This is a genomic window from Streptomyces sp. NPDC001315, from assembly GCF_042896175.1.
In the GTDB taxonomy this organism is placed as follows: domain Bacteria; phylum Actinomycetota; class Actinomycetes; order Streptomycetales; family Streptomycetaceae; genus Streptomyces.
The window spans coordinates 111731-125808 of sequence record NZ_JBIAWZ010000013.1 but is presented as its reverse complement, the minus strand read 5'-3'; the positions used below and the strand labels follow the sequence as shown (position 1 = coordinate 125808).

Below are 14078 nucleotides of genomic sequence, written 5' to 3'. Positions count from 1 at the left end.
TACGGGCGGGAAGCTCACCCCAAGCCGGTGTCCCGACCGGCTTAGAAAGCGCTTGTCCGGACATTGGCAGACCGAGCCGGAGCCCGTCAATCCTTGGCTGCCGCGGCCTGGGTCACGGTTTGGATTCCTCCGGCCACCGCCAGGCGGGCCGCACCGGCCACGGTGCCGTTGTCGCCGACCTCGCTGCCGACCACTTCGGTGGGCCAGCTCAGACGGGCGAGCTCGGCGCGGACACCGGGCAGAAGCCGTGGGTTCGCGCCGATGCCGCCGCCCAGGACGATCAGGCCGGGGTCCAGGACCGCCGTGGTCGCGGCGGCCAGGCGGCCGACCTCGCGGGCATGCGTGTCGACGTAGCGGCGCGCCGTGGCATGCCCGTCGCCGGCCAGGGCGAACAGTTCGGCGGCGTCCCGCGGCGCCGGGCCGTCCTCGTCGCTCCAGCCGGCGGCCACGCGGCGCATGAGAGAGCCGGCACCGGCGTACTCCTCCATGCCCTCCAGCACGGAGTCCTGCCCCTGCGCCCACGGGTAGGGCAACCGCGCGATCTCACCGGCCGCGCCGCCCGCCCCGCGCAGCACCTGGCCGCCGACCACGATGCCGAGGCCTATGCCGTGGCCGACCTGGAGGTAGCCGAAGGTGTGCCGGCCACGGGCCGCGCCCTCATGAAGCTCGGCGAGGGCCGCGCAGTTGACGTTGTTCTCGATGTGGACGGCGACGCCCGGCGGCAGGTCGAGGGCATCGACGGCGGCGGCGATCGCGGGCGTGGCGGGCCGGGGGCCCAGGGCGGCGACCTCGCGGACCACGTCCGGGACGGCGATGACAACGGCCCGCACCGTGCCCGGGTCCAGCTCGTCGAGAACGGCACGGACGGTGTCGCGGGGGCGGGTGCCGACGGCGGGCGTGGCGCGGGCGGAGTCGGCGGGCCGGGTGACACTGTCGGGCTCGGCGCGACCGGTGCCCCTGGGCCGGATCTCACCACCCGGCTCGACAAGACCGATGCCCCCGGGCCGGATCTCACCACCCGGCTCGACAAGACCGATGCCCCCGGGCCGGATCTCACCACCCGGCTCGGCGCGGGCGGAGTCCGCGGGCCCGGTGCCGCCGCCATACGTGGTGCGGGCCGCGAGGATCGTGCCGTCGAGGGCGCAGGCGCGGACCGCCGTGTGGGTGGAGCCGAGGTCGATGGCCAGGACACAGCCCGCGGCGGGGCCGAGGCGGTAGAGGGCCGCCGAACGGCCGGTGGCGCCGTGGGCAGTGCCTGAGCGGGCGGCGAGCCGTGTGCGCTCCAGTTCGGCGACGGCCGCGGACACGGTCGGCTTGGACAGGCCCGCCAGGGCCGCCAGTTGTGGGCGGGTCGCGCTCCCGGCCCCGGCCAGCACCGCGAACACCGCGCCCGCGCTCTCGCTCAGGCGCGGCCCTGCCTTCAGGTCGCGTTCCACAGCACCCCCACACCTCCTCGGCAGCACACCCCGATGGATTGTGTCCGCCAAGTTACGAATGATTGAATGTCCTGACAGCGCGCGGTCACCACTGCGCGCGGCCCCTCGGGGCGTTCACCGCTCAGGGGCCGGGTGTCGGCCACCCCTTGACGCACCCTACTTCGTTAGTTAACTTCCTAACGAACTTCACGGTACTCGCCTGCCGTGGTCCGTCAGAGGCCCGTCCCGGGGCTTCCCGAATTCTTCAACTCCCTTTCATCCAGGCACGGTTCGCCCGCCGTCGCAGCGCAAGGCAGCGCATCGCAACGACGAAAGAGGATCCGTGCAGGACTCCACACCCCTTGCGGTCGGTATCGACGTGGGCGGCACCAAGACGCGCCTCCGCGCTCTCGCGGGGGACGACCTGGTCGCCGACCATGTCCGCACGAGCGGTGGATGGCGGCCCCACGAACCCCGGGCCGCCGCCGCTTGGCTGACCGCACTGGTCCGCGAGGCCCTCCCGCCAGGCGCGGTTCCGGCCGCCGTCGCCGTGGGCGGACACGCCTGCGAGACCCCGCGCCAGTGCGCCGGGATCCGTTCCGCGCTGACCGGTCTCCTCGACGTGCCCGCCCTGGTCGTGGGCGACGCCGAACTCCTCGTCCCCGCCGCCGGGCTGGACAAGGGTGTCGGCCTGGTCGCCGGCACCGGTTCCGTGGCGGTGGGCCGGCTGCCCGACGGCAGCCCCGTTCAAGTCGGGGGCTGGGGTGCGGTGCTCGGCGACGAGGGTGGCGCGGCCGGCCTCGTTCGCGAGGCCGCGCGGTGCGCATGGGCGGCGCACGACCGCGGTGAGCAGCCCGACGCGCTCGCGCTCGGGCTCGTCGCCGCGCTCGGCGTACCCGAAGTACCCGGGCTCGGCGCGGCCTTGGAGAGCGCCACGGACGTCTCCGCCGAGTGGGGCCGGCACGCTCCGGTCGTGTTCGCGGCCGCCGCCGGGGGTTCATCGCTCGCCCGCGCGGTGATAGCCGAGGCCGGCCGGTCGCTGGCCGCGCTCGTCGCCCGGCTGGCCGACCGCGGGGTCTTCGTGGACGACGTGGTGGTCGCGGGCAGCACGGTGCTCGCCCAGCCCGCCCTGTACGACGCCTTCACCGCATCGCTCGCCGACGCCGTGCCCTCGGCCCGGCCGATGCCGCTGTGGGTGCCGCCGGTGGACGGGGCGGTGGCGCTGGCGCGTTCGCTGCTCTGAGTCCGCCTCAGCCGGTGCCCGTCCGTCGGTGCCCGTGTTCGTTCCTGTGGGACGGGGACGGCTCGTTCACCCGCAGGACACGTCACAGCCGCCGCGCTCTCGCCGACGGGACACGACCCGGCCGTAGATCTTCGCTCGTACGCATCACCTGACTCGTCTGTCACCGCACAGAACTCATCACGAGTCACCTCGATCGCACGACCTCCTCGGGCCACACGGCCGAAGAACTCACCGGCCACACGGCCGAAGAACTCAAGAGAGGCACACGCATGCCGACATCCGCCGTGAACCGCAGACAGTTCCTCAGGACCTCCCTGGGCGGGTCGGCGGCGTTGCTGGCCGCCCCCACCTTCACCACCTGGCTGGCCGCCGCCGACGCGAAGGCCGCCACGGCGCCGGCCGCGTTCGTCGACGACTACAGGACGAACGTCCTGACCAACCTCACGCCCGAGACCAACGCGGTGGTGCGGATCCTCGGCGGCATGTCCGAGGTGTGGAAGACCGGCTCCGCCTGGAACACCGGCACCCCGCTCCGGCCCGAGGTGCTGCGCGCCAACATGCGCTACTGCGCCCGGATCACCGGCGCCCGCACCGAGGCCCAGGCGAAGCAGGCCTTCCTCTACGACCGGCAGCACCAGAGCTACGCGATGATCGGTGGTCTGGGCCCGCTGGCCGAGCTGTACCGGTCGGGTGCCAAGGCGGTCACCTCGATCACCAGCGCGCCGGACACCACCCCCGCGACCACGATCAGCGACGCCGTGCCGGCCGACGCGCCCGCCGGGTCCGCGCTGGGGGCGGGCTCGTACACCTCGGACCTCGGCCAGGTGGCCAAGCTGGTCGACACCGTGCGCGGCCCGTACGCCTCGGGCAACCCCGGCAAGTACGCCTTCCAGTACCCGCGTCCGTGGCGGATGAACGAGGACAGCGAGGTCGTCGACACCGGGCGGACCGACGCGCTCGGCTACCCGGTCTACGACTCGAAGGTGGTCGTCGCCCCGCAGCTGCTGCGGCAGCGCAGCACCGCCCCGGTCGACGACGGCGGCTTCCCCAGCGGGCACACCAACGCCTTCCACCTGGCGGGCCTGGCCTACGCCTACGCGGTGCCCGAGCGCTTCCAGGAGCTGGTGGCGCGAGCGTTCGAGCTCAGCCACACCCGGATCATGGCCGGCATGCACTCCACCGTCGACGTCATCGGCGGCCGCATCATGGCCACCGCCCTGGCCGCCGCCACGCTGGCCGACCCGGCGAACGCGGACCTCAAGGCGGCGGCACGCGCCCAGGCGCTCGCGTACTTCCAGCAGAAGACGGGCACGACGGCGGACACGCTGTACGCCTACGCCCACGCTTCCGGCACGGACACCGACCCGTACGCCGACCGGGACGCCAACGCCCGGGCACTCAGGCCCAGGCTGACGTACGTGCTCACCCGGCACGGGCGTGACGAACCGCTGACCGTGCCCAAGGGCGCGGAGGTGCTGCTGGAGACACGGCTGCCGTACCTGGACGCGGCGCAGCGGCGCGAGGTGCTGCGCACGACCGCGCTGCCCTCCGGGTACGTGCTTCTTGACGGCTTCGAGCAGTGGGGGCGCCTCAACCTGTTCGCGGCGGCCGACGGTTACGGCTCCTTCGACTCCGACGTGACCGTCACGCTGGACGCGGCGGCCGGTGGCTTTCGCGCCGACGACAGCTGGCGCAACGACATCGACGGGCGCGGCGGGCTCGTCAAGCGCGGCACCGGCACGCTGACGCTGACCGGGGCCAACCAGTACACCGGCGGCACCGTGGTGGCGGACGGCACGCTGGTCGCCGGTTCGGCGAAGGCGCTGGGGCACGGGGAGGTCCGGGTCCTGGGCGGAACGCTGCGGGCGAGCGGCCCGGTGCGGGTGCGCGGGGCGTACGTCCAGGAGTCCGGCGCGGTGCTGGATCTGACGCTGCGCAAGAACCACGGCCCCGTCCTGACCGTGGCCGGCCGCGTGCTGCTCGGCCGGGGCAGCGTGCTGTCGCTGCGCCTGGACGCCGAGCGTCCGCCGGTCGCGGGCACCACGGTTCCCGTGATCGCCGCCCAGGTACTGCGCGGCCAGTTCGACCGCGTGGAGCTGAACTCAGACACGCTGCGGGCCGTACCTGTCTACACGACGGAAGGTCTGTCGGTACGTCTCCTGAAGCGGTGACGCCCGCAGTGGCGGGAGCTGGTGCAGAGTGGCCCCATGAGGCGGCTCCGGATCACTCCCGCCACCGCGCGGGCCGGCGGGGCCGCGGGGCGGATGATGGCGAGCGAACAGCAGGCGGTCGTTCTCGACCGTGACGAACACTCCGCCGCGGTGACCACCCGCGATCCGGCCGGGCGGCGGCTGCGACGGCACCGGCGGTGGCTGCTGCCGCTCGTAGTGGCTCTGCTCCTCGTCCAGATGGCCGTGGCGATGGTGACGACGGCCGTACGGCAGACCCCGACCATCGACGAACCGGTGTACGTCGGCACGGCCGCCGTCTATCTGCACGAGCACAGCCTGCGCTACAACCCCGAGCATCCGCCGCTCGGGAAGCTGGTGATCGCGGTCGGTGTGGCGCTCGCCGACCCGCACGTCGACACGTCCTTCGCCGGCGACCAGGGCCAGGTCGGGCGCCATCTGCTGTACGAGTCCGGCAACGACCCGTGGCGACTGATGCTGTGGGCCCGGCTGCCGGTGATCGCGCTGACGCTGGTCTTCGGCCTGGTCGTGTTCGCCTTCGCCCGGGACCTCGTCGGCGCGACGGGCGGGGTGGCGGCGCTCGCCCTGTACGCCTTCTCCCCCGACGTGATCGCACACGGCTCGCTTGCCACGCTCGACGCCCCGGCGACCGGGTTCCTGCTCACCTCGGTCTGGCTGCTGTGGCGGGCCCGTCGACGCGCGCTGCCGTATCTGCCGCTCGGCGGCGTGGCGCTCGGCGCGGCCCTGGCCACGAAGATGACCGCGCTGCCCGCGACTCCGGTGCTGCTGGCGCTGGCCGCCGGGTCCGTGTGGCACGGACGTCCCGCGGACCGGCGCAGGCAGCTTCTGCGGGCTGCGACAGGCGCGGGCATGGTGGCACTGGCCGCGGTCGTCGTCGTATGGGCGGCTTATCTGGTGGTCGATCCCCAGCTGCGGTGGACGTCCCGGCAACACGTCCCCGCCGTGCACGGGCTTCGCGGGCTGCTGGTCCGTCTGCTGCCCTTCCCGGCGGCGTACCGGGACGGCATGCGCATTCAGTTCGGCTTCGAGAACGAGCCCTGGCAGGGCTTCCTGTTCGGCCGGCTCTACACGGGCTCGCTCTGGTACTACCTGCCGGTCGCGCTGCTGGTGAAGACGCCTCTGGGCATGCTCGCCCTGTGGACGGCGGGCGGGGTCGCGCTCGTGACGGTACGGCGGCTGCGGCCCGCCGCGCCGTATCTGCTCGCTCCCACGGCCGTGCTGCTGGCGGCGGCCATGCAGGGCTCGCGGGACTTCGGTACGCGCTACGCGCTCTTCATGCCGGTGTTCCTGGCGGTGGCGGCGGGCTGTGTCCTGGCGGTGCGGTGGCGGTGGGGGCCGGCGGTGACGGGGGCCCTGGTGCTGTTCGTGGCGGTCAGCTCGCTGCGGACGTTTCCCTTATATCTGCCGTACTCCAACGAGGCGTTCGGCGGGCCGGCCAGGACGCATCTGCGGCTGCACGACTCCAACGTGGACTGGGGCCAGGACCTGGGCAGGCTGGCGGACCGGCTGCGCGAACGGTACCCGGGCGAGCGGATCTGGCTGGTGTACAAGGGCAGCGGTGTGCCGTCCTTCTACGGCATCCACGCGTCCGATCCGCGATCGGTGCCCGCCCGGGACGTGCACGGGCTGCTGGTCGTGTCCGACTCCGCGGTGGCCAAGGCGAAGGGGCGGCTGGCGGAGCTGGTCGACGGCAGTCGCGCGGTCGACGAGGTCGGTCACTCGATCACGATCTACCGGCGGTGACGCTCCTGGCGTGCCGCGTCCTCGAATCCCTCGGCGCTGACGTGCGGCATCACGCGGCTCGCCACCCGATAGCGGCCGTTGGGCACGTTCCGGGACCTCGCGATGTGGACCGTGAGCGGCCCCGCCCACTCGTAACCCTGGCGCTCCGCGTGCCGGACCAGGTTGTCGGTCAGGGCCTGGCCCACCCGGCTGCCCCGGCGGGTCAGTTCGTCGTGGACGGTGGCGTCGAGCTCGATGTCGTAGGCGTTGGGGACCACGACGAGGCGCTCACTGCAGACCACCGCGTGGTCGTCGCACTCGCGGCGCAGCGCGGCGAGGAGTTCGACGGGCTCCTTGCCGACGATGCGGGCCCACAGGGCCGCCCAGTGCTGCTCCAGGGTCAGTTCCAGTGCACTGAGTGCACCCATGCGAGGTCACCTGCCTGCTTCGGCGTCGCTGTTCCTCGGCGTCGGGTGCCCGGGCCGCGTCCGGATATCCCCCGCGCGTCCCGGTCGGCCTGGGCCACAAGCCCTGGTCGCCACGGTGAGTGAGCTATGTTGAGTCCCTGTGGGAGACAAAGAAGACGCACCGGTGCCCTCGCTGCAGCAGGCACGCGCACAGGCCTCAGCGATCACGTCGGGGAAGACGGCCCCCGAGGCGGAGGCCTCCCCCACCTCCCAGCTCAGGGCGCTCTTCGACGGGCCCCATCTGTCCCCCGGGCAGCGGCGCATCGCGCAGTACCTGATCGAGCACATCACCGAGGCGGCCTTCCTCTCGATCACCGACCTCGCGGAGCGCGTCGGCGTCAGCCAGCCCTCGGTGACGCGGTTCGCCGCCGCGGTGGGCTTCAGCGGTTACCCGTCGCTACGGGAGAAGCTCCAGGCGATCGCGCTCGGCACCCTGGCCGGCGGACCCGGACCGGCCGAGGTGAACCGGAGCAACGAACTCCAGGCGGCGGTCGACGCGGAGATCGAGAACCTGGAGAACCTGCGCCGCGACTTCGCGGACCCCGACCAGGTCATCGAGATCGGCCGCGAGCTGTCGGAGTCGACGCCGCTGACGGTTCTCGGGCTGCGCATCTCGGTCTCGCTGGCCGAGTACTTCGCGTATGCGGCGCGCCGCATCCATCCCGACGTGCGGCTGGTGACGCGCGGCGGCAGCGTCGCCTACGACGCGCTGCTGCAGTCCCGCGAGGCGGGCGGTACCTGGGTGCTGGCGTTCTCCATGCCCCGGCACGCCCACGAGACCCTCGCCGCGGTACGGGTGGCGCGCAGCGCGGGGCTGCGCGTCGCACTGATCACCGACCTGGCGCTGGGGGAGCTCGCCGACGAGGCCGACGTCACCTTCACCACCGGCACCGGCTCCCGGCTCGTCTTCGACTCCTATGCCGCGCCGGGCGTGTTGGCCGCCGCGCTGCTCCAGGCCATGACGGACGCCGGACCCGAGCGCACCCAGGCGCGGCTGGAGGAGTACGAGCAGATCTCCGAGCAGCACCAGTTCTTCCTGCGAGAATGACGACGGCGCCCGACGGCACACAGTCGGCCCTGGTCGAACGGCATCAACATGCGGAGCGTTCAACGCATATCGCGCATGAAAATTTTCATGCTCCTTGCAAAGCCGACGGCATATATAAATACTGCTCACGGCCGCACCGCCCCGAGGCCGCCGTCCCCTACCCACGTCGGCGCCGGGGCGCCCGGTCGGGCGCCGCCTGCGCCAGCGCCCATGGCGGCCCCGGTCATCCCCTGGACCGGGGCCGCCCCCCAACGTCGGACCACCCGTCCCGACGCCGCACACCCGGAAGCGATGATCATGACTCTCACGACGACGCGCATCAGCCCGGACTGGCCGTGCCAGGTCAAGGTGCCCGGCAGCTACGACTGGGAACGCTCGGCGGCCAAGTGGCTTCGGGAACTGGTGCCGGCGCGCTACGCGAGCTACCCGGTGCTGCTGCGTCACCCCGTACTCCTGGCCCGGCACGCGCAGATCCAGATCCAGCAGGAGGTCCGCGTCGCTCGCACCGCCCTGCAGACCGCGCGCGCCGACCTGCCGCGGCTGGGCCTGCCCGAGTCGGTCATCGAGCACACGATCAAGCTGTACGCGGCCGAGGTCCTGCAACTCCAGCACATCGCGCGCAGTGTCCGGGCGGTCACCGAGGCGCTGGCCGACCACAGCACCGCCCGCTGACCGCCGGAGCCGGTCCGGCCGCTTGAGCGGCGCTCTGCGCGGCACCCCCGGTGACCAGGACACGCGTGGGTCGAAGGCGTCGCCGCCGAGGCCGGCAACGAACGCCGGGCGACCACGGGGACGGAGACCCGGACCCACGGGGAGCGGCGGTCGCGCGGCACCGCCGGCGTGATCCTTCCGGGCAGCACGCGCAGGAGCGCGGTGGAGCCAAGTCCGAGGACCACGACCGCGATCGAACCGCGTTTCATGTGCCATGCTCATCGCGTGACGAGCGAGCCCGCGATCCCGGCGGAGTCCGGTGCCGTGCCCGATCTGGTCGCGTTGACCAAGGTCGTGGCCCGCCAGCGCGCAGAATTGGACCGGCTGCACGACCTGGCGGCGACAGCGGCCGTGCGGGAACGGGCCAAGGGCGTGGTGATGGCGCTGACCGGCTGCACCGCGGACGCCGCGCAGGAGGAACTGCTGCGGCGGGCCGAGACCGGAAACCGCACCCTGCTCGAGGAGTGCCGGCTCACCCTCGGGAGGCTGCCGGCACCGCACCCCGCCGAACCGGAGCCGGCTCCTGCCACCACCGGCACCTCGGCCGACGGCGACGACGCCGCACGGGACCCGGCCGCGACGGAGGACACCGAGGCCCTCGGCCGGCTAGGCCAGGCCCTGGTCCGGGTACGTACCACGCAGGATCTCGCCCCGCGCCTGCTGGAGCACCTCGCGCCGAGCGTGGGAGCCGACGCGGTCATCATCTACGCCCAGCTGCCCACCGGCGGGCTCGAGTTGGTCGGGCACGCGGGGATCGACGAGACGCTGGCCGAACAGTGGCGCCAGGTGCCGCCGCTGGCCGGTGTGGCCGCTCTGGACGCGCTCCAGGCGCGGGAGGCTCGCTGGCTGGAGGACCTCGAGGAGGACCGGAAGCGGTACCTGCTGATCGGGGGCCCGCCCGAGCGGTGGCTGTCCCGCGCCTGGCTGCCCGTGGTGACCGGCGGCCCGACGGACTTCTCCATCGGGGTTCTGCGCAGACAGGGCGGACCCTTCACACCGCCCGCCCGGGAACACCTGCGAAATGTCGCCCGGCTCTGCGTGGGCCGTCTGCACGCCTTCCACTCCCGGCGCGAGCCCGTCGGCGACCCTGACACGGACACCATGCAGGCGGTGTTCGACACGTTGCCGGGCACGGCGCTCCTGCTCACCCCCGACCGCGCGGCCTCGGGCGAGGTCAAGGACTATCGCATCGACGCCGCGACCCCGGAGGCGGTCGATGCCGTCGGCCGTACCGGACGCGAACTGGTCGGTCTGCGGATGCTGGAGTGCTGGCCGACCGTGGCGGACGAATCGTTGTGGCCGGGGTGCCTGCACGTGCTCACCACCGGAGAGCCGTACGAGGGCGAACCGTTCGCGCGGCACGAGGTGGTGGACGGTGTCGCGGAGTTGTCCACGTACTCCGTACGGGTGGCGCGGCTGGGCGACGGGCTGATCCTCACCTGGCTCCGGCACGCCCCCTCGGACCGGCAGGAGCAGCGGCTGGCCGACGTCCAGCGGCTGGGCAACCTCGGCTGGGCGAACTGGAACCTGCTCACGCACGAGGCCGCCTGGTCGTCGCAGGCCTTCTCCGTGCTCGACCGGGATCCCGCGCGCGGCCCGGTCCGCCTCGCCGAACTGCCCGGGCTCGCGTTGCCCGAGGACATGCCCGCGCTGACCGAGGCGGTCGGTGAACTCATGCGTTCGGGGCGGCAGTTCGACCTCCCGTTCCGGATCAGGACCGCGGACGGCGTCCGGCATCTACGGGCCGTGGCCGAGGCGGTGGCGGACAACCGTGGCACGCCCGTCGAGGTGCACGGCTTTGTACAGGACCTCACCGCGCAGCGCAGCGCGGAGCTTGCCCTCGTCGAGAGCGAGCGGGCGATGCTCACCCAGCACGGGGTACTGCAGGCCGAGCGCACGATGGCCGCCCGCTTGCAGCACGCGCTGCTGCCGCTGCCCAAAAAGCCCGTACGGCTGGCCGGGTTGCGGGTCGAGATCGCCTATCTGCCCGCGCAGTCGGATCTCAACGTGGGCGGCGACTGGTTCAGCGCCATCGAACTTCCCGACGGCGAGGCCCTGTTCGTGGTCGGCGACGTGGCCGGTCACGGCATCGACGCGGTGGCCTCGATGGCTCAGCTCCGGTTCACCGCCAAGGGCATGATCATCACAGGGTCGTCGCTGACCGGTGCGCTCGCCCGGCTCAACGCGCTGCTGCTGCACTCCCGCGACCCGCACGGCACGGCGACCATGATCCTGGCCCGCTACGACCCCGCCGAACGACGGCTGGTGTGGGCCCAGGCGGGACACCCGCCGCCGTTGCTGCTGCGCGACGGAAAGGCACGCCATCTCGGCCGGCCGGGCGGCATGCTGCTCGGGGCGAGCGACTCCCCCGTCTTCGAGGAGTCCGAGTGCCGCCTGGAGCCGGGCGACCGGATCCTGCTGTACACCGACGGTCTGGTCGAGCGGCCCCGGGAGAGCATCGACCGTGGCCTGGAACGACTGGCCCGGGCCGCCGAGACCCACCGGACCGGCGTATCCGGCTCGCTGGAGCCGCTGCTCGCCTCGATGCTGCGGGGCGAGCGGCGGGACGACGTGTGTGTCGTCGACATCCGGGTGCCGACGGATTCCGGCTGACGCCGTGTTCCGCCGTCGTTTCGATACCGCCCGTGACCAGAACACGCCCCGACGAGGGTCGGCGGGGATACGGCGGGCGACAGCAGGCCCGGAAGGCGGGAGCCGGTCATGGCAGTCGCTCTCGGTCCGAGGCGGACCGGCCGCCCCGTCGCGTCGGCCCCCGGCTCGGCGTGGGGCCGCCGCTGCCCCGGTCACCGTCGTCCTCCCAGATGTTGCCCGGCGTTCGATGTGCCCGTCTCAGCCGCCGCCCGTGCGTGACTCCAGGTCACGGCGGGTGTCGTCGCCGTAGACGCCGGACTCGTCGCCGCGGATGCCGTACCAGAGCTGGAAGCGGGCCACCGCCGCGGTGAGGTCGGTGTCGTACCGGCCGTCGGTGGCTCCGTGGTCGTAGACGTTCGGGATGCGCAGCAGGCGTTCCTGGAGGTCGGTCACCTCGGGGCCGGTGTCGCCCGCGCGGAGGGTTCCGGCGCCGTCGGGGTCGGTGGACGCCGAGGAGGTCGGGACGGAGGCGGGCGGGCTCGTCGCGGCGGCGGTGTCGTCGTTCATGCGGGGCAGCAGGAGGGCGCAGCCGAAGCCGACGAGGGCCGCCGCCGTCACGCCGACGGCGACGGCGACGCGGGGCAGTCCCGGCCCGCGGCTGACGCGTGGACGCCTGTCGTTCATGGGCGGAAGTTCCTGTGTCTCTTCCTCCGCCGCGGGCGACGCGCCGCGCAGCGGCACGGAATCGTAGGCGGCGTCCTGCGTCATCTCCCGGAACAGCTCCGCGAGCGCGTCGGTGCGGCGGGGGCGCAGCACCCGGATGGGTTCGAGGACCGGGCGGTCGTACGGCTCCCCCGGTTCGGGCGGTGTCGGCACGCTGCTCTCCTTCGGTACCTCGGATCCCCCGGGGAGAGATACGCGCGTACCGCCGCCCGGGTTCAGCCGGCGAGGAAGCGGCGCAGGGATTGCGTCAGCGCGGCCACGAACGCGTCCCGTCGGGTCTCGTCGAGGGTGTCGAGGGACAGGTAGGGATTGAGGTCCTCCAGCTCGACCAGCAGCAGTCGCCCGTCGGGAGCGCGGCAGGCGTCGACCCGCTGGATACCGTGCCCGATGGTGTTCCACTCGATGAAGCCGCGGGCGAACTCCAGGTCTTCGTCGGTGGGCTCGTACGCCTGGAGCTGCCAGCGCCGGTCCGGGTCCGGCGCGTACAGGGCGTACTGGAAGTCGTCGTCGACGAAGTAGAAGGAGACCTCGTACGTGAAGTCGATGCGGGGCTGCACCAGGACCGTCCCGTCGGTGAGGCCGGGCAGGCGGTCGGCGGTGACCATGCGCAGGCCTATGGAGTCGGCGCCGACCTTGGGTTTGACGACGTACTGGTCGGCCTCGGGCAGCAGGTGCAGGTCGGCCGGGCGGTCGACGGTGGGGATGACGGGGAGGCCGGCGGCGCTCAGGTCGAGGAGGTACTGCTTGCCTGCCATGTCCGCCCTGCCGGTGAGCGGGTTGTAGACGCGTGTCCCGCCGCGCAGCGCCCGCTCACGGAAGGCGTCGTACTGCTCCTGGTACGCCAGGACGGGGCCGCTGTTGCGGACGACGACGGCGTCGAAGGCATCCATCAGGGCGGCGGCGTCCCGCGGATGGCACAGGGCGAGGTCGAAGTCCGCGCGGAGCCGGGAGGTGAGGAAGATGTCCTCGTCGCAGTAGCGGCGTCCGCGCGCCGGGTACGCCAGATCAGTGACGTAGAGGACGCGGGGGCGGGCGGCGGGCATGCGGGGTCTCCTCGGAGGCGGGCTTCGGGCGGTGCAGGAAGGTTACGCCGGATCTGCCGGGAGGCTTCACGGGGAGCACTCAGTTCCCTCACTACAGGGAACTGAGTGCCATCAGCGCCGACCGAATGCTACGTTCCCCTCCATGAGCTCCAGCAGCAAGGCAGAGGCCGCGGCCGCGAAGCCGCCCATGCGGGACGCCCTGGTCGCGGCGGCCTTCCAGCTGTTCCTGGAGCGGGGCTACGAGCAGACCACGGTCGACGACATCGTGGCGCTGGCGGGAGTGGGACGGCGGTCGTTCTTCCGCTACTTCCCGTCCAAGGAGGATGTGGTCTTCCCCGACCACGAGCGATGCCTGGCCGATATGACGGCCTTCCTCGCCGCGAGCGGCGACGAGGAGGAACCGGTGCGGCGGGTCTGCGACGCGGCCCGGCTCGTGCTGCGGATGTACGCCGAGAACCCGGCGTTCTCCGTGCAGCGCTACCGCCTCACCAAGAAGGTGCCGGGGCTGCGGGCGTACGAGCTGTCGGTGGTGTGGCGCTACGAGCGTGCCCTCGCCGCATATCTGCGCGAACGCTTCGCCGGCAGGCGTGACGGCACCCTGCAGGCCGACGTGATCGCGGCCGCGGTGGTCGCGGCGCACAACAACGCGCTGCGCTCCTGGCTGCGTTCGGACGGGCAGGGCGACGCCGCCGCCGCGGTGGACCATGCGCTCGGCCATGTGCAGTCCGCCTTCGGCAGGCCATCGGGCCCGCCCGACCAGCAGCCCGGGGCCGCCGAGGATGTCGTCGTGGTCGTCTCCCGACGCGGGGCACCCCTGTGGCGGGTGGTGCAGGAGATCGAGACGACGCTGGGCGGAGGCTTGACCCGCTCGAATTAGGGGTACGGAGTGCCTTTACGAGTGGCA

General features: G+C 72.7%; 11 protein-coding genes. 7 read left to right on the top strand and 4 right to left on the bottom strand.

Going from position 1 to position 14078, the window contains the following annotated elements; translation table 11 throughout:
- Positions 1 to 86: 86 nt before the first annotated feature.
- Complete coding sequence (locus ACFY16_RS29530) at positions 87 to 1376, bottom strand: ROK family protein (RefSeq protein ID WP_390650317.1); 1290 nt, start codon at positions 1374 to 1376, stop codon at positions 87 to 89.
- Between the two features lie 382 nt (positions 1377 to 1758).
- Here ACFY16_RS29530 and ACFY16_RS29525 point away from each other — a divergent pair, with 382 nt between their 5' ends.
- The 3 genes from ACFY16_RS29525 (at position 1759) to ACFY16_RS29515 (ending at position 6611) form a co-directional block, all read left to right on the top strand.
- Positions 1759 to 2658, top strand: coding sequence for an N-acetylglucosamine kinase (locus ACFY16_RS29525; protein WP_390650225.1), 900 nt, complete (start codon positions 1759 to 1761; stop codon positions 2656 to 2658).
- Between the two features lie 269 nt (positions 2659 to 2927).
- Positions 2928 to 4829: a phosphatase PAP2 family protein gene (locus ACFY16_RS29520; protein WP_390650224.1), complete on the top strand. Its 1902-nt coding sequence runs from the start codon at positions 2928 to 2930 to the stop codon at positions 4827 to 4829.
- Positions 4830 to 5066: 237 nt separating this feature from the next.
- Positions 5067 to 6611: an ArnT family glycosyltransferase gene (locus tag ACFY16_RS29515; RefSeq protein ID WP_390650316.1), complete on the top strand. Its 1545-nt coding sequence runs from the start codon at positions 5067 to 5069 to the stop codon at positions 6609 to 6611.
- Here the strand turns inward: ACFY16_RS29515 and ACFY16_RS29510 are convergent.
- The gene (locus tag ACFY16_RS29510; RefSeq protein ID WP_390650223.1) at positions 6599 to 7018 is read right to left on the bottom strand and encodes a DUF3662 domain-containing protein; all 420 of its coding nucleotides are present in this window, start codon (positions 7016 to 7018) and stop codon (positions 6599 to 6601) included. The genes ACFY16_RS29515 and ACFY16_RS29510 overlap by 13 nt on opposite strands.
- Positions 7019 to 7181: 163 nt before the next feature.
- Between ACFY16_RS29510 and ACFY16_RS29505 the strand changes: the two genes are divergently transcribed.
- From ACFY16_RS29505 to ACFY16_RS29495, 3 genes are all read left to right on the top strand, one after another.
- On the top strand, positions 7182 to 8105 hold the full coding sequence (locus ACFY16_RS29505; RefSeq protein ID WP_390650222.1) for a MurR/RpiR family transcriptional regulator: 924 nt from the start codon (positions 7182 to 7184) through the stop codon (positions 8103 to 8105).
- A gap of 291 nt (positions 8106 to 8396) precedes the next feature.
- The gene (locus ACFY16_RS29500) at positions 8397 to 8777 is read left to right on the top strand and encodes a hypothetical protein (protein ID WP_390650221.1); all 381 of its coding nucleotides are present in this window, start codon (positions 8397 to 8399) and stop codon (positions 8775 to 8777) included.
- 246 nt (positions 8778 to 9023) lie between these two features.
- On the top strand, positions 9024 to 11429 hold the full coding sequence (locus ACFY16_RS29495) for a SpoIIE family protein phosphatase (RefSeq protein WP_390650220.1): 2406 nt from the start codon (positions 9024 to 9026) through the stop codon (positions 11427 to 11429).
- 237 nt (positions 11430 to 11666) lie between these two features.
- On the opposite strand, the gene ACFY16_RS29490 is transcribed toward ACFY16_RS29495, so the two are convergent.
- Positions 11667 to 12284, bottom strand: a complete 618-nt coding sequence (locus ACFY16_RS29490) for a peptidoglycan-binding protein (protein WP_390650219.1) — start codon at positions 12282 to 12284, stop codon at positions 11667 to 11669.
- Between the two features lie 62 nt (positions 12285 to 12346).
- Positions 12347 to 13174, bottom strand: a complete 828-nt coding sequence (locus ACFY16_RS29485) for a hypothetical protein (protein WP_390650218.1) — start codon at positions 13172 to 13174, stop codon at positions 12347 to 12349.
- 142 nt (positions 13175 to 13316) lie between these two features.
- Between ACFY16_RS29485 and ACFY16_RS29480 the strand changes: the two genes are divergently transcribed.
- A complete protein-coding gene (locus tag ACFY16_RS29480) occupies positions 13317 to 14051 on the top strand; it encodes a TetR family transcriptional regulator (protein ID WP_390650217.1) in 735 nt (244 codons plus the stop codon).
- The last annotated feature ends 27 nt before the right edge of the window (positions 14052 to 14078 follow it).